The sequence below is a fragment of the Mesorhizobium sp. SEMIA396 genome, from assembly GCF_024518615.1.
In the GTDB taxonomy this organism is placed as follows: domain Bacteria; phylum Pseudomonadota; class Alphaproteobacteria; order Rhizobiales; family Rhizobiaceae; genus Mesorhizobium.
On record NZ_JANIFC010000001.1, the window covers coordinates 862,216 to 878,893 of the forward strand.

At 62.7% G+C, this 16,678-nt stretch carries 16 protein-coding genes and 1 other RNA gene; 8 read left to right on the forward strand and 9 right to left on the reverse strand.

Going from position 1 to position 16,678, the window contains the following annotated elements; translation table 11 throughout:
- Positions 1–80: 80 nt before the first annotated feature.
- Both NP503_RS04255 and NP503_RS04260 read right to left on the reverse strand, forming a co-directional pair.
- On the reverse strand, positions 81–1,262 hold the full coding sequence (locus NP503_RS04255; protein WP_023813162.1) for a lytic murein transglycosylase: 1,182 nt from the start codon (positions 1,260–1,262) through the stop codon (positions 81–83).
- A gap of 298 nt (positions 1,263–1,560) precedes the next feature.
- Complete coding sequence (locus NP503_RS04260; protein ID WP_023813161.1) at positions 1,561–2,361, reverse strand: GH25 family lysozyme; 801 nt, start codon at positions 2,359–2,361, stop codon at positions 1,561–1,563.
- Between the two features lie 228 nt (positions 2,362–2,589).
- On the opposite strand from NP503_RS04260, the gene NP503_RS04265 reads away from it, so the two are divergent.
- The gene (locus NP503_RS04265) at positions 2,590–3,969 is read left to right on the forward strand and encodes a serine hydrolase (protein WP_127267191.1); all 1,380 of its coding nucleotides are present in this window, start codon (positions 2,590–2,592) and stop codon (positions 3,967–3,969) included.
- Between the two features lie 18 nt (positions 3,970–3,987).
- Here the strand turns inward: NP503_RS04265 and NP503_RS04270 are convergent, their stop codons facing one another.
- From NP503_RS04270 to NP503_RS04295, 6 genes are all read right to left on the reverse strand, one after another.
- The gene (locus tag NP503_RS04270) at positions 3,988–4,296 is read right to left on the reverse strand and encodes a HigA family addiction module antitoxin (protein ID WP_023813159.1); all 309 of its coding nucleotides are present in this window, start codon (positions 4,294–4,296) and stop codon (positions 3,988–3,990) included.
- Positions 4,297–4,305: 9 nt separating this feature from the next.
- The gene (locus NP503_RS04275) at positions 4,306–4,602 is read right to left on the reverse strand and encodes a type II toxin-antitoxin system RelE/ParE family toxin (RefSeq protein WP_127267190.1); all 297 of its coding nucleotides are present in this window, start codon (positions 4,600–4,602) and stop codon (positions 4,306–4,308) included.
- Positions 4,603–4,712: 110 nt separating this feature from the next.
- Positions 4,713–5,396, reverse strand: a complete 684-nt coding sequence (locus NP503_RS04280) for a class I SAM-dependent methyltransferase (RefSeq protein WP_127271461.1) — start codon at positions 5,394–5,396, stop codon at positions 4,713–4,715.
- Positions 5,393–6,691 carry a DUF3419 family protein gene (locus NP503_RS04285; RefSeq protein ID WP_127271244.1) on the reverse strand — a complete coding sequence of 433 codons (1,299 nt, stop codon included), beginning with the start codon at positions 6,689–6,691 and terminating at the stop codon, positions 5,393–5,395. The genes NP503_RS04280 and NP503_RS04285 overlap by 4 nt, the downstream gene beginning before the upstream one ends.
- 133 nt (positions 6,692–6,824) lie before the next feature.
- Positions 6,825–7,019, reverse strand: coding sequence for a hypothetical protein (locus NP503_RS04290; protein WP_127271246.1), 195 nt, complete (start codon positions 7,017–7,019; stop codon positions 6,825–6,827).
- Positions 7,020–7,093: 74 nt separating this feature from the next.
- Positions 7,094–11,044 carry a hydantoinase B/oxoprolinase family protein gene (locus NP503_RS04295; protein ID WP_127271463.1) on the reverse strand — a complete coding sequence of 1,317 codons (3,951 nt, stop codon included), beginning with the start codon at positions 11,042–11,044 and terminating at the stop codon, positions 7,094–7,096.
- Between the two features lie 194 nt (positions 11,045–11,238).
- Here NP503_RS04295 and NP503_RS04300 point away from each other — a divergent pair, with 194 nt between their 5' ends.
- The 7 genes from NP503_RS04300 (at position 11,239) to NP503_RS04330 (ending at position 15,280) form a co-directional block, all read left to right on the forward strand.
- Positions 11,239–11,499: a hypothetical protein gene (locus NP503_RS04300; RefSeq protein ID WP_081734943.1), complete on the forward strand. Its 261-nt coding sequence runs from the start codon at positions 11,239–11,241 to the stop codon at positions 11,497–11,499.
- 164 nt (positions 11,500–11,663) lie between these two features.
- Complete coding sequence (locus tag NP503_RS04305; protein ID WP_127268668.1) at positions 11,664–12,383, forward strand: DnaJ family molecular chaperone; 720 nt, start codon at positions 11,664–11,666, stop codon at positions 12,381–12,383.
- Positions 12,380–13,135 (forward strand): N-acetylmuramoyl-L-alanine amidase, encoded by a 756-nt coding sequence (locus tag NP503_RS04310; protein ID WP_127268667.1) that lies wholly within the window; start codon positions 12,380–12,382, stop codon positions 13,133–13,135. Before NP503_RS04305 ends, NP503_RS04310 begins: the two co-directional genes overlap by 4 nt.
- A gap of 210 nt (positions 13,136–13,345) precedes the next feature.
- On the forward strand, positions 13,346–14,071 hold the full coding sequence (locus NP503_RS04315) for a lytic transglycosylase domain-containing protein (protein WP_127268666.1): 726 nt from the start codon (positions 13,346–13,348) through the stop codon (positions 14,069–14,071).
- A 50-nt stretch (positions 14,072–14,121) separates the two neighbouring features.
- Positions 14,122–14,531, forward strand: an RNA gene (gene rnpB, locus NP503_RS04320) — RNase P RNA component class A.
- Positions 14,532–14,705: 174 nt separating this feature from the next.
- Positions 14,706–14,981, forward strand: coding sequence for a type II toxin-antitoxin system ParD family antitoxin (locus NP503_RS04325; protein WP_027034949.1), 276 nt, complete (start codon positions 14,706–14,708; stop codon positions 14,979–14,981).
- A complete protein-coding gene (locus tag NP503_RS04330) occupies positions 14,978–15,280 on the forward strand; it encodes a type II toxin-antitoxin system RelE/ParE family toxin (RefSeq protein ID WP_127271465.1) in 303 nt (100 codons plus the stop codon). The genes NP503_RS04325 and NP503_RS04330 overlap by 4 nt, the downstream gene beginning before the upstream one ends.
- 9 nt (positions 15,281–15,289) lie before the next feature.
- Here NP503_RS04330 and NP503_RS04335 read toward each other — a convergent pair whose 3' ends face one another.
- On the reverse strand, positions 15,290–16,405 hold the full coding sequence (locus NP503_RS04335) for a cystathionine gamma-lyase (RefSeq protein WP_127271467.1): 1,116 nt from the start codon (positions 16,403–16,405) through the stop codon (positions 15,290–15,292).
- Positions 16,406–16,678 lie beyond the last annotated feature (273 nt).

Below are 16,678 nucleotides of genomic sequence, written 5' to 3' on the forward strand. Positions count from 1 at the left end.
GAAGATTTGCCGAGACAGCAGCAAGGAAGGACTACCTTCTATTCGCTATTCGCTATTCGCTATTCGCTATTCGCTATTCGCTAAAGCTTCCCCAAAAGCTCCGGCGTCGGCCAGCCATCCACCGGCAAGCCTAGCCGCATCTGCTCCTTGCGGATCGCCTCGCGGGTGTTGGTACCCAAAATGCCGTCGACAGTGCCGACATCGTAGCCCCTGGCTTCCAGCTTGGTCTGCAGCGCCTTCATCTGCTCGTTGTTGAGGCCGGTCTCGGGATTGCGCGGATCGAACTGTTTTTCTCCCGCCAACCTGGCGGCGAGGTTGGCCGCGGTCAGCGCATAGGTGAAGGACTGGTTCCACTCGAGATAGACGTCGAAATTGTCATAAGCTAGGAAGGCGGGCCCCTTACGGCCCATCGGCAGCGCCAAGCCTGCCTTGAGGCCGTTGTCGACCAGCGGCGCGCCGCTGGGGTAGGTGACGCCCCATTGCGCCCACTGCGACAGCGGCAGCTTGTTGGTGCGACCGGTCTGGTCCCACGGCATGTCTTCGGGCACGCGGACTTCCTGGATCCAGGGCTGGTCGCGTTTCCAGCCGCGCGACAGCACTTTGTTGGCGGTGGTCATGATCACATCGGGCACGCTGCCGCGCAGGTCGATCTTGCCGTCGCCGTCGCCGTCGACGCCGCGTGCCAGATAATCTGAGGGCAGGATCTGCGTCTGGCCGATCTCGCCGGCCCAGGCGCCCCTGACATCGGCCGGCAGCACGCCGCGATCGATCAATTGCAGAAGCGGTATCAACTGAGGCCGAAACAGTTGCGGGCGGCGGCAATCATGCGACAGCGTCACCAGGGCGCTCAGCGTGTGGAAGTCGCCCTGCACGGCGCCGAAATCGGTCTCCAGCGCCCAGAAGGCGGCGATGATCGGCGCCTGAACGCCGAACTGCTGGTCGGCGCGGGCGAAGACATCCGCGTATTTCTTCATGTTCGCCGCACCTTGCTTCAGGCGATAGGCCGAGATCATGCGGTTGGAAAACTCGACAAAGGTTTGGGTGAAGACGCCCTGGGCGCGGTCGCGTGCCAACACCTTGTCGTCGAAGGTTGCCGCTTCAAGGGCGTCGAGACCGGCAGTGCCGACGCCGGCCGCCTTGGCTTCCGCGGCGACGCCCTGCTTCCACGTCTCGAAGTCGCCGCCGCATTCCTGCGCCATCGCCGGCAAGGCCGTGGCACACAGGGTCAGCGCAGCCGCGAGGACTTTGGAACGCAGTCGCATCAGCTTCCTCTCGAAACGAATAGCGGGCAGTTGTTGTGCTCCCCCGGAGGCCCAACGCCCTGAATTGCCGGCGGTTGCACTTTTCACCGCTGGCTGTGTCGAAAAGCAGGCGGCAGGCCCGGTGTCAACGGTTCTTGTGCCGCAGCCCCTTATTCCGCCGGCTTCTCTGCCGTTGCACCGGTGTCAACAGTGTTCTGCGGAGCTTCTTATCTCGGACGGACTCGCTGCCGTTGCACCGGTTCAACGGAAGCTCTGCTGGAGTGATTTGATCCATGGCGGTGCTGCCGTTGAACCGGTGTCAACGGGTGTTCTGCCGCAGCCACTTGTTCCAGGTGGCTTCACTGCCGTTGAAGACGTTGATGTCGGCCTTGCCGGTCATGCCCGGAATGATCCCGGTTCCTGTGTACTGCCAGAATGTGAAGGGGTGGCTGCCGTATTTCTCACGTGGATGGCCGGCGACAGAACGCAGCCAGTACGGATAGCCGCGAAACCCCGCCAGGCCGTTGTCGTCGAAGAAGTCGACCGAGGTGTAGATGATCGGCTTCTTGCCGTAGTGGCGTTCGACGATCTCGAGGAAGGTGGTCATCTCCGCGCGCACCGTGGCGGCGTCGGGACGCAGCCTGCAGGTCGGCGATTGTGGGTTCCATTCCATGTCGAGGACCGGCGGCATCGCCGAGCGATCGACGGGGACGTTGCGGATGAACCAGCGCGCCTGCACGGCAGCCGGGGTGCAGAAATAGTAGAAGTGATAGGCGGCGCGGGGAACGCCCGCAGCTTTGGTCCGGGTCCAATGCTCGTTGAAGTATTCATCGAAGCGATCGCCGCCCTCGGTCGCCTTGATGAAGGCGAAGGAGATGCCGCTGGCCTTGGCCGCCGGCCAGTCGACCGAGGTCTGGTATTTGGAAACATCGGTGCCGTGGACGGCATAGTTCCACGGCGCGCCGCTCTCCCATTCATGCGGCTTGGAATCGGCAAAGCGCGGCGCCCGGACAGTGACCGTCGGGCTGCTCGACGCCGACGGCGACAGTGGCGAGAGATCGTCTACTGTCGAGCACGCGCCAAGCAGCGCTAGCATAATGAGGCCCGCAAGACGGCGCATCGCAATTCCCGAGCCGGATTCAGCCGGTCGCTGATGGGTCTATACCTGATGGCCGGCTTGTGATTGGGCCCCCTCCGAGCGATCGCCCCACAGCATCGCTCAGCATATCCTGTGATCGCCGATCATGGTTGATAATCCGTTGATGGCGCTCGACAAGCATTGTGATTTGCGGAAGCAATGGCGGCAAATCGATGACATAAGGGCTCGCGCAGGGCCCGGAGGAAATAAATGCGGATCGTCGTCAAGATCGTCAGATGGCTGCTTGGTCTGATCGTGCTGGCGGTCGCCGCGCTGTTTGCGTGGCTATACATCGCGCCGCCCGAATTGATCCGCGTCGGTTCCGGCTATTCGGCCAAGATCGTCTGCTCGAATGTCTTCATCGCCGGCCGGGACGCCAATGAGGTGCTGGCCGTCGACGTGCAGGCGCCCGGGCATCCCCTGCTGCGGTTAATGCGTGTTTCGGTGGACAAGAACAGGGGAACGGTGTCTGCCGGCCTGTTCGGGTTCCTCGGCAAGAGCGTCGCTGTCGCCCGCGACGGGCTTGGCTGCGCTTCGGTTCCGGACGGCGATGTCGGCAAGGCGCGACGGACTGTGATCCAGGCGGAGCCGTCGGCGGCCACCATGGGCGACCTGTGGCCGGAAGGCGAGCGGGTTGAGGCATCGCAGGATCCGGTTGTTGCCAAGCTGCTGGACGATGCGGCGCTGACCGGCACCGGCATGCGGGCGGTGGTGGTGGTCAAGAATGGCCGCGTCGTCGCCGAGCGCTACGGCGCGGGCTTTTCCGCCAAGACGCCGCTGCTCGGCTGGTCGATGACGAAGACGGTGAATGCCGCCATCGTCGGTACGTTGGTCAAGGACGGCAAGATGGCTTTCGACGACAAAAACCTGTTTGCGCCGTGGAAGGCGGACGGCCGCGCCGCCATCAGCCTTGCCGAGATGATGGCGATGTCGAGCGGGCTGGAGTTCAACGAGGATTATGGCGACGTCGCCGACGTCACGCGCATGCTCTATCTCGAACCTGACATGGCGGGCTTTGCCGAATCAAAGCCGCTGGCGGCCGAGGTCGGCAAGGTGTTTTCCTATTCGAGCGGTACGGCGGTGATGCTGTCGCGGCTCTGGCAGCACGCGATCGGCGACAAGGCCAAGGCGCTGACATGGCCGCGCACGGCCCTGTTCGAGCCGCTTGGCATGCATAGCGCGGTGCTAGAGACCGACGAGCAGGGCACTTTCGTCGGCTCGTCCTATCTCTACGCAACCGCGCATGACTGGGCGCGCTTCGGCCAGTTCCTGCTGCAGGGCGGGGTGTGGAACGGCAACCAGATCCTGGCAACCGGTTTCGTCGACTGGATGCGCGAGCCGGCATCCGCCTCGAAGGTCTACGGCAAGGGTCAGTTGTGGATCGAGGCCCCGGGCGATGAGGAAAACCCCGGCGCCGGCGTCGCGGCAGGCCTGCCCAAGGACACGTATTGGATGGAAGGCCATGACGGGCAGACGGTTGCCATCATCCCTTCGGAGCAGTTGGTGGTGGTGCGGCTGGGGCTGACGCCTGCCAAACTCGGCTACCGGCCGCAGACGATGGTGGGGGCGCTGATCAAGGCGCTGCATTAGCGCGGCGCAAACTCTTTGCTATGCAGCTGTCGCCAATGGCTTGGCGCGGTCAACTCGCGCCCGCTCGTCGGGCGAGTTCATGACCTGCCAAAGATCGCTGCGGCGCTGGACGTTCAACCAGAAGTCCGGGCTGTTGCCGAACACCCGCGCCAGAATAAGCGCGGTCGCCGCCGTGACGTTGCGGCGGTCGTTGCACAATTCGTTCACATGCTTGCGCTGGACCCCCATCGCCTCGGCCAAAGCCGCCTGCGTCAGGCCAAGCGGCTGCATGAATTCTTCCGTGAGAATTTCGCCAACCGTTGCCGGCTTGCGTGCGGTCATCAACATGTTCTCACCTCATCTATAGCTGTGGTCGTCGAGATAGATGTCCGACGCCTCACCGCGGCCGCCGTCCCAGCGGAAGATCAGCCGCCATTGCTTGTTGACGCGTATTGAATGGAAGCCTTCGAGAATGCCGCGCAGCTTCTCGAAATGATTGCTGGGCGGCACACGCAAATCCTGATCGATCATCGCGTCGTCAATCATCTGGAGCTTGCGGAACAAACGGCTTTCGAGATCGGACGGAATGTTGCGAGAATGGGTGTCTTCCACGAAGAAGGCCCGCAGCCATTCATCCCTGAAGCCGATGATCACCACATGCTTCCATGCATGTGAGATAGTGTACCGCTCTCGGGGTCATAAGGCAACGTTGATCCAACGGATCGTGGCTGCTTCGCCTTTATGTGCCTTTCCCACGGCAATATTCAGGAAGTGATCTTGATAACCGCCAGCCAGGCATAGCCGCGATAAAGCGTGCGGAAACGGAAGCTTGCACCGGTTCGCCGCGATTCTGATTCCAGCACCTCGCGCAACGATTCACGCGGCGTGACGTGGAACTTTTTCAGCCAGCCGCGCAGCAGCGCCCGGAACCAGCCAGGCAGGCCTTCCTGCTGGCCGAAATCGACGATGTGCAGCGAACCGTTCGGCGACAGGGCGGCAAGCGCTGCCGATACTGTTTTTTCCCAGCCGGGGATCATCGACAGTGAATAGGACACGAAGACACGGTCGAAGCGTTCGACACCGAAGAGTGCACGGGCATCGAAATCGGTGGCATCGCCCCTTGCCAGCACGACGCGGCCGGACAGGCCCTCGCGATCGATCGCCTTTCCGGCCGTTTCCAGCATTTCGGCCGAGATATCGAGGCCGTAGAAGCGGGCATCGGGATAGCGGCGGGCAGCCAGGATGATGTTGCGGCCGGTGCCGCAGCCGAGTTCCAGCACGGTACCGCCGGCGGGCACATCGAGCCCCGCGATCAGCCGGTCGCGGCCGAGAAGATAGTATTTGCGTGTCAGGTCGTAGATGTGGCGCTGCCAGCGGTAGACGCCGTCCATCAGTTCGGCATGGTTGGCCTTGAATTCGGGGCTGGCCGGCAACTCGCTGGTGCTCATGCGGCGCGCTTCACGTAGAGATGGAAGCCGCCATAGATGGCCGAGCGATCGCGGGCCGAAAATTCGCGCGAAGCTTGGTCCTGATAATCCCACTGGTCAAGCAGCGAGCTGGAGACACGGCCCGGCAACAGGCTGGGCTCGGCGGCGGTGCGGAAGATGACGCGGGCGCCTGCGGAAGCGGTGCGGGTGATTTCCGTCCACAGTGCGTTGAGCTGATCGTCGGTCATCCAGTCCTGCGCGTCGAGCAGGACGAATCGATCAACGGAGCCTGCATCCTTGCCGGCGAGGAATTCGATCAGATTGGCATGGTGGATGGCGACGCGGTCGACATTGCCGCGGATGGTCTCGTAATTCTGTTTTTCGAGATAGGCGGGCAGGGCGGCCTCGCCGGGGTTCGGATAGCGCCGGGCGAAGGCCTGCCAGGCGAAATAGTTGTTCTCCAGTGGAAAATCGCAAGCGAGTTTTTCCAGCCGGGCTTTCAGCACGCTGGCCATGGTGCCGTCGCCCGACGTGATCAGCGAATCATACTGCGCCGGTGGAATGCCGAGGCCGAACAGCGAAGCCTTGCGCGACGTCGCCCATCTCAAAAGCTTCTTGTCGAAGACCGGCGCCAGCTCCTCGTTGAAGAATCGGCGCTGCTCGCCGATGTTCCTGGCCTGCATGATGCCGGAGGGGTCGACGCCGAAGAATTTTCCCGTGCGGTGGCCCATGGCGATGAACAGGCCGAGCAGGCCGGTCTGGTAGAAATTGCGGTCGAACACAGTGATGCGCCTGATGCCGCGCCAGTTGCGGCGCTCCCAGTAGTGACGGCTGACAGGATCGAGATGCGGCGCGATGAAACGGTCATACGCTTTCGAATTGTGGCTGGTGTCGGCGGCGCCGAAGAAGCGGAACAGGTCGCCCTGCGATGGCAAATGGCGCACCGCCTCCAGCTTCATGCGGTTCAGCGCGATGTGCGCGGTGTTGAGGTCGACGGCGTCGACCCGGGCCGGCGAGCGCGTGAGGTAGGCCAGAATGTTGCAGCCGCCCGAGGCGATGGTGACGACGCGGTGGCCCTGGCCAAGCTGCATCGCCTCCATGTCGACATCGGGGTCTTCCCAGATCTGCGGATAGACGAGGCCGGAGAACAGGAAGGCGAACAGCCGCTCCGAAATGCCGGCCTTCGACAGCGGGCGGTTCTGGTAGACGGCCTTTCCAACTTCCTTGCCGCGGCGAAAAACCAGATCTGCGGAAACGTCCGTCATGGCAAGATGATTCCCCATTTGCTTTGCCGCAAGCGGGTAGCCTAGGGTCATGACAAGCCGGTGACAGCCTGTTGACGCCTCCTGACAGAGGTGGCGCGTAAAATCAGTTGATACCGCCGCGCAACTTCATCTGGCATCAACTTGCGCACTATCGAAGCCCATGATACCGCCGCGAACACACCCCTTACTGCGAACCAGTTGCACGTGCGTCATCCTCTCCAAGTGTGAAGCCCCATTGATACGGAGTGAGGCCGATTGGCACCTTGCTGTAGGAAGGCATTGAGGGGACGATGCCGGGCTTGAGTGACTGGTATCCATCGAGATAACCGTCGTTGAAGGTCTTGCTCGGGTAGGCAGGAATGTTCTTCACGATGGACATGGCGACTTCTCCTCAGAATATTGCGGACATGCGCCCGCCTCTGGCTCGCCATGTCCGCGCCCGGCAAGCATTCGTCATTGCCCTCCGAACCCGCCCGGCGTCGGCGTCGTCAGGATGACGGCGTCTCCTGCCTGCAGCACTGTCTGGTCGCAGGCTTTCAGCATGTCGATTGTGCCGTCCTTGCGGCGGACTTTGGTCGAGCCGACCTCGCCATCGCCGCCCCCATCCAGCCCTTGCGGCGGCCGGTTGCGATGCGAGGACAGGATGGCGCATTCCATCTTTTCGAGGAAGCGGATGGTGCGCTTGGTGCCGTCGCCGGCGTTCCATTTGCCCTTGCCGCCGGAATTTTCCCGAATGTGGAAATCCTCGAGCAGTACGGGAAAGCGCAGTTCCAGCACTTCGGGATCGGTGAGGCGCGAATTGGTCATGTGGGTGTGGACGCCTGAGGTGCCGGCAAAGCCGCGGCCCGAGTTCATCTGGCCGGCCGGCGAGCCGGAACAGATCGTCTCATAGTACTGGTAGATCTTGTTGCCGAAGGTCAGGTTGTTCATCGTGCCTTGCGCGTTGGCCATGGCGCCCATGGCGCCGAACAGCGCGTTGGTGACATGCTGCGAGGTCTCGACATTGCCGGCGACGACCGCGGCGGGGTAGGCGGGTTTCAGCATGCAGCCATCGGGAATGATGATGTTGATTGGCCGCAGGCACCCGGCATTCATCGGGATCATGTCCTCGACCATGACGCGGAAGGCATAGAGCACGGCGGCTCGGGCGACCGGTTCCGGCGCGTTGAAATTATTCTTCATCACCGGCGAGGTGCCGGTGAAGTCGACGGTCGCCTCGCGCTTTTGCCGGTCGACCGTGATCTTCACCTTGATGATTTGGCCGGTGTCGGTCGGGTACTCATACTCAGAACTGTCGGGCAGCCGCTCCAGCACGCGGCGCACGCTTTCGGCGGCATTGTCCTGGACATGGCCCATATAGGCCTCGACGACATCGAGGCCGAAATGCGTGACCATCTTGCGCAGTTCCGCGACGCCCTTCTCGTTGGCGGCGATCTGCGCCTTGAGGTCGGCGATGTTCTGGTGCGGATTGCGGGCCGGATAGCGGTGGTCGGTGAGCAGCGTTTCCAGCTCCTTCTCGCGGAATTTTCCGCGATCGACGATGCGGAAATTGTCGAACAGCACGCCTTCCTCGTCGACCGTGGTGGCGAGCGGCGTCATCGAGCCGGGTGCGGTGCCGCCAATATCGGCATGGTGGCCGCGCGAGGCGGCCCAGAACAGGATTTCCTCCCCCCTTGAGGGGGAGGTGCCGCCGACGGCGGCGGAGGGGGTCGGATCGACCGGGTTCGACGCTCTTGCGGTGCCTTCTGAGAGGACCCCACCCGGCCGCTGCGCGGCCACCCTCCCCTCGAGGGGGAGGGAAAACACCGGCGTCACCACGGTGATGTCGGGCAGATGCGTGCCGCCATTGTAGGGCGCGTTGAGGGCAAAGACGTCGCCGGGGTGGATGTCGCCGGAATTCAGCCGGATGATGGTTTCGACCGAGCGGTCCATCGAGCCGAGATGTACCGGCATGTGCGGCGCATTGGCGACCAGTGCGCCGGTGCGATCGAAGACTGCACAGGAAAAATCCAGCCTTTCCTTGATGTTGACGGAATAGGCGGTGTTCTGCAGCGTCACGCCCATCTGCTCGGCGATCGACATGAACAGGTTGTTGAAGACCTCCAGCATGACCGGATCGGCCTCCGTGCCGAGCGCTGCCTGCCGGCGCTTTTTCTCGACACGGCGCAGGAGCACATGGTTCCTGGCGGTGATTTCGGCCAGCCAGCCCGGCTCGATGACGATCGTCTGGTTAGGCTCGATAATCAAGGCAGGTCCGGCAACCCTGTTTCCCGGTTTCAGCGCTTCGCGGCGGAAGATGGGTGAAGTGCGCCACTCTCCCTCGGTGAAGATTTCGCGGGTTTGCGAAGGGTTTACGGCAAGGTCTTCGGTTCGTGATTCAGTTTCGTCGCGCCCGGTACCGCCGGTGTCGGTGCCTTCGACGCCGACGGTCTCGACGATCATCGGCTTGTCGTCATAGACGAAACCGAACTGCGCCTTGTGGGCGACTTCAAAATCGCGCCTGGCCTGGAAAATCGAATCCGCCTCGAAATTCACCGGCAGTGTCGTGTCGGTGCCATCATAGCGAATGTGCAGCACCGGCTTCGTGGCGACGGTATCCTCGCCGATGCCTTGCGCCGCGAGTTCGGCCACAACGGCTTTTCTCAAAATGGCAATGAGGTTGCCGATCTCCGTTCTGGACTCTTCGGCAAGCGGTTTCAGCAGCGCTTGCTGGCGCGAGGCAAAGACCGAGGACAGGCCGATGCCATAGGCCGACAGCAGGCCAGAGAAGGGATGGATCAGCACCGCCTCCATGCCGAGCGCGTCGGCGACCAGGCAAGCGTGCTGGCCGCCGGCGCCACCGAAGCAGTTGAGGAGATACTCGGTGACGTCGTAGCCGCGCTGCACGGAGATCTTCTTGATGGCATTGGCCATGTTCTCCACGGCGATGGTGACGAACCCTTCGGCGACAGTCTCGGGCGACCGCCCATCGCCGATTTCGGCGGCGAGTGCCGCAAATTTTGCTCGCACCGTCTCGACGTCGAGCGGCTCGTCCTGGCCGGGTCCAAAAATCGCCGGGAAGAAATCGGGCTGCAGCTTGCCAAGCATGACGTTGGCGTCGGTGACGGCGAGCGGGCCGCCGCGCCGGTAGGCTGCCGGGCCGGGATTGGCGCCAGCCGAATCCGGTCCGGCCCGGAAGCGGCCGGCCTCGTAATGCAGGATCGAGCCGCCGCCGGCGGCGACGGTATGAATGCGCATCATCGGCGCGCGGATGCGCACGCCGGCGACCTCGGTGTCGAAGGCGCGTTCGTATTCGCCGTCATAGTGGGCGACATCGGTGGAGGTGCCGCCCATATCGAAGCCGATGACCTTGTCGAAGCCGGCGAGCCTGGCTGTCTCGACCATGCCGACGACGCCGCCGGCCGGTCCTGACAGCAGCGCATCCTTGCCCTGGAACATGTCGGCGGCGGTGAGACCGCCCGACGACATCATGAACATGAGGCGAGGGCTTTCCCTCCCTCTCGAGGGGAGGATGGCGGCAAAGGCGCCGGGTGGGGTCGGATCGACCGGGCTCGACGTCGTGGCGGTGCCTTCCGAGAGGACCCCCTCTGCCCGCTTTGCCGACTGCCCTTCGCTATGGCTTCGGGCGTTCGTCGCTGAAAAAGCCAAATCGCTGGCTTTTTCTCGGCCTTCGGCCCATCGCTCCTCACCCCCCTCGAGGGGGGAGAGGACGCCGAGCTCTTGGCCAACCCTTTGCACATAGCGGGACAGGATCGGCGACAGGTAGGCATCGACCACCGCGGTGTCGCCGCGGCCGACCAGCTTGATCAGCGGCGAGACCTCATGGCTGACGGAGACTTGGGCGAAACCAAGTTTGCGGCAGACTTTTGCCACCGCCTTCTCGTGGTCGGGGTATTTCCAGGCGTGCATGAAGACGATGGCGACCGCATCGATGCCATCGGCCCTGGCCTGTTCGATCGCCGGCCGGCAGGCGGCGATGTCGAGCAATTGTTCGACGCAGCCATCGGCGCGCACACGCTCGTTGATTTCGATGACCCGCTCGTAGAGCTGTTCGGGAAGGATGATCTCCTTGGCGAAGATGTCCGGACGCGCCTGATAGGCGATCTTCAGCGCATCACGAAAGCCCTTGGTGATGAGCAAAAGCACGCGGTCGCCCTTGCGCTCCAGCAGCGCATTGGTTGCAACCGTGGTGCCCATCTTGATGTCGCCGATCAGGCCGCTCGGGATCGTGTCGCCGGCCGACAAGCCAAGAAGGTCGCGAATGCCCTGGATGGCAGCATCGTTGTAGGCTTCGGGATTTTCGGAGAGAAGCTTGCGCGGGTGCAGCCCGCCTTCCGGATCTCGGCCGATGATATCGGTGAATGTGCCGCCGCGGTCGATCCAGAAATCCCATTTTGCGGTCATGACAGCCCCTGGCGCTTTTACGTTCAATCGGTGGTTCGGCACATGCTGTTAGTTCGCCACGGCCTGAGCGGCAATCGCAAATGAACCAGACGATGTTACATGTCGAAACGCAACGTTACGAAACTCATGGCCGTCTGACGCATTTGTCCTTCGACCGCTCACGGCAACGTGAGCGTGTGTTGAAGGAGAGACAAATGAAAAAGCTCATTCTCGCGTCCGTTTCCGCTCTGGCCTTGCTTGGCGTCGCCGCCTGCAGTGACAGCGGTACGGACAATACCACCACCCAGAGCACCAATCCGCCGGCCGCCGAGGAACCGATGAAGCCGGCTACTCCGGAAGCCACGCCGCCGGCCGCGACGCCTCCGGCAACGGATAATTCTACCACGAAGAGCATCACACCCGAGAAGCCTGCCGAGCCGGCTCCGGCAACACCAGCTCCTGCGCCCGCGCAGTAGTGAGCAAGCAGTACTTCGTGTGATGAATGAGAAAGGCCGGCTCGCGCTGGCCTTTTTCATATTGTCCGAGCGCCGTGGCGTTCGAGTCCGATCGATTTGTCGCGCAAAGCCTGCGGCACTGTCCCGGCTTGATAGGAGCGGGCGGTGGCTCTAAGAAGCAGGCCATGTCCATTTGGGATCGCCTCGGCGAATTCATCACCCGCGTTTCATCCTCAGCCTCGTCGGGTGTCGCCGACGTGGTCGAGGCCGTGCGCACGGTTTTCGCCGGCGATGCGGATTTGCGCCGGCGTGTCGCCTTTTCGGTGGCGATGATCGCGCTGTCGGCCAAGATGGCCAAGGCCGATGGTATCGTCACCCAGGACGAGGTGCGCGCCTTCCAGGAAATATTCGAAGTGCCGCCGAAGGAGACGCGCAATGTGGCGCGTCTGTTCGATCTCGCCCAGCGCGACGTGGCCGGTTTCGAGACCTATGCAGAGCGGATGGCGCAGATGTGCGGTTCCGGGCATTCCAATTGTGTGATGCTGGAAGACATACTCGACGGTCTGTTCCACATCGCCAAGGCCGACGGGCTGGTGCACGAGCGCGAAGGCCACTTCCTGCACCGCATCGCCGAGATTTTCCGCATCGACGAAGCGCATTACGAGACCATCATGGCGCGACATGTCAACCTGGGCGCCGGGGATCCTTATGTCGTGCTTGGCATCGAGCGCGGCAAGCCGTTCGAAGAGGTCAGGAAGCGCTATCGCAAGCTGGTTTCCGACAATCATCCGGACCGGCTGATCGCGCGCGGCCTGCCTCAGGAATTCATCAAGATCGCGACCACCAGGGTGGCGGCGATCAACGTTGCCTACGAGATGATCGAGCGGGGCCTGCGCCACGCATGAGCGGCTTTCTGCCCGACGAGCCACGTGCCGAAGTCAGGGTATCGCCGAATTTCGGCCCGCGGCGCGAGACGCCCAGGCCTGACATGATCGTGCTGCACTACACCGGTATGGCGACCGGCGCCGGGGCCGAGGCCTGGCTTTGCGACCCGGCCAGCGAGGTCTCGTCACATTATCTCGTCCACGAGAATGGCCATATCGTGCAGATGGTCAGGGAAAGCGACCGCGCTTGGCATGCCGGCAAGAGTTCGTGGTTCGGACGGGCCGACATCAATTCCTGTTCGGTCGGCATCGAGATCGTCAATCCAGGGCATTCGCTGGGCTATCCCGGTTTTCCCCGGCGGCAGATCGATGCGGTGATCGCGCTGTGCCGTGGGATCGCCGGTCGGCATTCGATCGCCGCCGAGCGGGTACTCGCGCATTCTGATGTTGCGCCGGGGCGCAAGATCGATCCCGGCGAGAAGTTTCCGTGGCGGACGCTGTTCGAGGCCGGTGTTGGCCATCTCGTGGCGGCCGCGCCCGTCAGGCGAGGCGCCACTCTGACAACCGGCGATACCGGCGGCGACGTCGAAGCGTTGCAGTCGATGCTGGCCCTCTACGGCTATGGCGTTGAAATATCGGGCATTTTCGACCGGCAGACGGAGGCGGTGGTCGAGGCCTTCCAGCGTCATTTCCGGCCGCGCAAGGTGGACGGCGTTGCCGACGGCTCGACGCTGCGGACGCTGCAAAGGCTGCTTGCTTCCATGAGGCGCTGACCCCCGGGAGAGCCTCTCCCAAGCAATTCTTTCCAATCCTTAAGTTACAAGCTGTCACTCAAAGTGACTTGCCTGGCCTTGTTTGACACCAATTCGGGCGTCAAACGGCTGACGTGTAGATGTCGGACCCCAAGCCCCCCGGGTTGTTCCGACGTTGGTTAGGCGTTGCTGCGTGAACATCTTCGCGCGGTTCAGACAGAACAGGATCACATGCAGAAATTTACCGTTTTAACGGCAGCTCTTGCTGCCGGCGTAATGACTTTTGCCTTCAGTGCCGCAGATGCCGCGCCCCTCAGCCCGCGAGCCGATCAAGGGCCTGTCGTGGCATCCGCGAAAAGCGGCAAGGCCCCACAGGCCAGAAGCGGCAAGGCAGGCCACGACGCCAAGGCGACGAAGCGGGCTTCCGCGAAAATGGAAAAAGCAAGCTGGTCCAAGCCGAAGAAGTCCGCCAGAAAGCAGACGAAGCGTGGCCGAAAAACCGTCGACATGACGGCAACGGCGTCGATCGGTGTCCGGAACGCGGCAGCCTCGGCGGCCGCGGTGGCCAGCAGCGGTCAGTATTCCGCTATCGTTGCCCGCTATGCGGCGATCGAAGGCGTTCCGGTATCGCTCGCCTCGGCGGTTATCCAGATCGAAAGCAACTACCGGCCCAACATCGTTGGCGGCGCCGGCGAGATCGGCTTGATGCAGATCAAGCCGGCCACGGCTCGGATGATGGGCTATAGCGGCTCCGCCAAGGGCCTGTTCGATCCCGACACCAACATCAAATACGGCATGAAATACCTTGCCATGGCGCGGAGCCTCGGCGGCGGCACGACCTGCGGCACCATTCTGAAATACAATGCCGGCCACGCCGCAACGCGGATGAACCCGGTGTCGGCCGCCTATTGCGGCAAGGTCAAGGTGCAGATGGCTGCGCTGGGATCGCCCGCATAAGTCTGCTTTTTCGTTTGCGTTTTCGGGCGCGAACCCCTTTATACGCTCTGCCAGCTGGCTGGGCGGCCGCACCCGCAAACGCCGAAAGGTCGTGGGTGAGGAAAGTCCGGGCTCCATGGAAACACGGTGCCGGTTAATGGCCGGCGGGGGCGACCCCAGGGAAAGTGCCACAGAAAGCAAACCGCCACGATCCGGCTTGCCGGATTCGGGGTAAGGGTGAAAGGGTGGGGTAAGAGCCCACCGCGCGACTGGCAACAGGAGCGGCACGGTAAACCCCACCGGGAGCAAGACCGAATAGGGACGGTGCGAGGGGAAACCCTCGAGGGCTGTTTCCGGCTCACCGTCCGGGTAGGTTGCGTGAGGCGCATGGCAACATGCGCCCAAGATGAATGGCCGCCACGTTCTCGCCCCGCAAGGGGCGGGGGCCATACAGAACCCGGCTTACAGGCCAGCTGGCAATTTCTCTCCCCCGATATCAAGAGAAGTCTCTTGAATTCAGCAGGTTGCGCCCTCGGGCGCGCCTGTTGATTCAAGCCTGCCCGGCCGTTCATCCGTGCGAGCGAGAGTCGGCCATTGCTTGAAACCGGTGCGATTAAATCGTACCATGATCGGGAAATGGTATCGGGAGCCTCTCATGGGACAGGTCGACAAACGCAGCATCACGCTGTCGCCGGAACTGGCGCAGGCGGTGGATGATGTCGTCGCCGCCGGCGAATATGCCTCCGCCAGCGAAGTGATCCGCGATGCGCTGCGGCAATGGAAGGATCGGCGCGATCTCTTCGGCTATACGCTCGATGAGTTGCGCAAGCTGGTGCAGGAAGGGATAGACAGCGGGCCGGGACGATTTGCGTCGATGGATGAAATCAAGGCCGAGGCGCGGAGGCGCTTGCGATCTGACGACGCAGCATGAATTCGCTATTCATCGCCCGGAACGCGCGCGCAGAAGACGATTTGATCGCGATCTGGCTTCATGTTGCACGCGATAGCGAGGTCGCAGCGGATAGGTTGCTCGATCGCATCGAGGCACGGTGGCAGCAACTGGAGACCTATCCCTTCTCCGGCGCGCCGCGCGATGACATCGCGCCCGGCGTCCGTCATCTGCTCGTTGGCGACTATCTCACCTTGTATCGTGTAGGTGACGACGCGATCGAGATCATTCGTGTACTGCACGGCTATCGCAACATAGAAGCCGACGATCTCGGCCCGTGATCGGTCCGGTTAGCCGCCGATCTTGTCCAGCGACGTCTCGATTGCCTTCCAGAGCTCTTCCACCGGCTCGCAGCCGACCGAGAGGCGAACGAAGCCGGCGGCAACGGCATCGCCTCGCTTCAAGCGCCGCTCGGCGGAGGTGTGGACGCCGCCGAAGGATGTCGCGGCCTGCATCAAGGCGCAATTGTTGATGAAATCCTCGGCCTTGTCCTCCGAGGCGAGCTCGAAAGAGATCAGAAAGCCGAAGCGCTCCATCTGGGCACGGGCAAGGTTGTGCGACGGATCGCCTTCCAGTCCGGGATAACGCAGGCCGCTGATTGCCCGGTGGCCCTGCAGCCGCCGCGCGATGACTTCCGCCGAGGAACACATGCGATCGAAGCGCACATCCAGTGTCTCCAGGCCGCGATGCACCAGCCAGGCTTCGAATGGTCCGGGAATGCTGCCGGAAACTTCGCGCCAGCCGGTCACGGCGGCGATGATCTCGGCATTGCGGCTGGCGACATGGCCGAACAGCACATCTGAATGGCCGTTGGGTGCCTTGGTGTCGGCGGCAACGACGATATCGGCGCCATGGTCGAGCGGCCGCTGGCCGAAGGGTGTCATGGTCGTGTTGTCGACCACAAGGATCGCGCCGGCTTTGTGAACAGCATCGGCAACGGCGGCGATATCGCAGATATCCAACCCCGGATTGGCAGGGGTTTCGACAAAGGCGAGGCGATAGCCATCGAAGCCGCCGTCGAGGAAGGTCGAGGTAGGCCTGACATCGTAGGCGATGCCGAGCGGCTTGAGGAAGCGATCGGCCAGCGCTCTTGTCGTGTGGTAGCCGTCCGATGGCAGCAGGATACGGTCGCCAGTCTTGAGCACGGCAAAAAACGCCGCCGAGATTGCCGCCATTCCTGAAGGGAAGGCGACGCAAGGCGCGTCCTCCAGATGGGCCAGCATATGTTCGACCGCGTCCCAGGTCGGGTTGCTGAATCGCCCGTACTGGTTGAAACCGGTGGCGTCGCCGGGCGCATGAAAGATGGCGGCCATGGTCAGTGGCAGGGGAATGGAATCGCCCATGGCAAGCCCGCTGCGACGCAGGTGAGGAAGCGCTGCAGCGCGTGACTTTGCAGTTTCAGACATCGAATTTCCAACCCTGTTTGCGACCGGCGATATGTGGCGAGACGCTATGCCCGGCAGCGGCGCGCGGCAAGGCGCGTCCGGGTGGGCCAGGCGGCTCTAAACGGTTCGTTAGGCTTAATAGACCATAAAGACGAGACGTGTCGGCGAGGCTGCTCTCATTGGTCGCGGCGCGCGTGTTTGTGAAGCCTAATCCCGTTGACGCCCATAGTGCCCCATGATATCCCATCTAGACATCAAAGCCTTCGTTCCGTGTCAGGGTAAAGCGTACGCCAA

Coding starts and splice junctions, on each gene's coding strand:
- NP503_RS04255 (WP_023813162.1), bottom strand. CDS start 1,262: ATGCGACTGCGTTCCAAAGTCCTCGCGGCTGCGCTGACCCTGTGTGCC.
- NP503_RS04260 (WP_023813161.1), bottom strand. CDS start 2,361: ATGCGCCGTCTTGCGGGCCTCATTATGCTAGCGCTGCTTGGCGCGTGC.
- NP503_RS04265 (WP_127267191.1), top strand. CDS start 2,590: ATGCGGATCGTCGTCAAGATCGTCAGATGGCTGCTTGGTCTGATCGTG.
- NP503_RS04270 (WP_023813159.1), bottom strand. CDS start 4,296: ATGTTGATGACCGCACGCAAGCCGGCAACGGTTGGCGAAATTCTCACG.
- NP503_RS04280 (WP_127271461.1), bottom strand. CDS start 5,396: ATGAGCACCAGCGAGTTGCCGGCCAGCCCCGAATTCAAGGCCAACCAT.
- NP503_RS04285 (WP_127271244.1), bottom strand. CDS start 6,691: ATGACCCTAGGCTACCCGCTTGCGGCAAAGCAAATGGGGAATCATCTT.
- NP503_RS04290 (WP_127271246.1), bottom strand. CDS start 7,019: ATGTCCATCGTGAAGAACATTCCTGCCTACCCGAGCAAGACCTTCAAC.
- NP503_RS04295 (WP_127271463.1), bottom strand. CDS start 11,044: ATGACCGCAAAATGGGATTTCTGGATCGACCGCGGCGGCACATTCACC.
- NP503_RS04300 (WP_081734943.1), top strand. CDS start 11,239: ATGAAAAAGCTCATTCTCGCGTCCGTTTCCGCTCTGGCCTTGCTTGGC.
- NP503_RS04305 (WP_127268668.1), top strand. CDS start 11,664: ATGTCCATTTGGGATCGCCTCGGCGAATTCATCACCCGCGTTTCATCC.
- NP503_RS04310 (WP_127268667.1), top strand. CDS start 12,380: ATGAGCGGCTTTCTGCCCGACGAGCCACGTGCCGAAGTCAGGGTATCG.
- NP503_RS04315 (WP_127268666.1), top strand. CDS start 13,346: ATGCAGAAATTTACCGTTTTAACGGCAGCTCTTGCTGCCGGCGTAATG.
- NP503_RS04325 (WP_027034949.1), top strand. CDS start 14,706: ATGGGACAGGTCGACAAACGCAGCATCACGCTGTCGCCGGAACTGGCG.
- NP503_RS04330 (WP_127271465.1), top strand. CDS start 14,978: ATGAATTCGCTATTCATCGCCCGGAACGCGCGCGCAGAAGACGATTTG.
- NP503_RS04335 (WP_127271467.1), bottom strand. CDS start 16,405: ATGTCTGAAACTGCAAAGTCACGCGCTGCAGCGCTTCCTCACCTGCGT.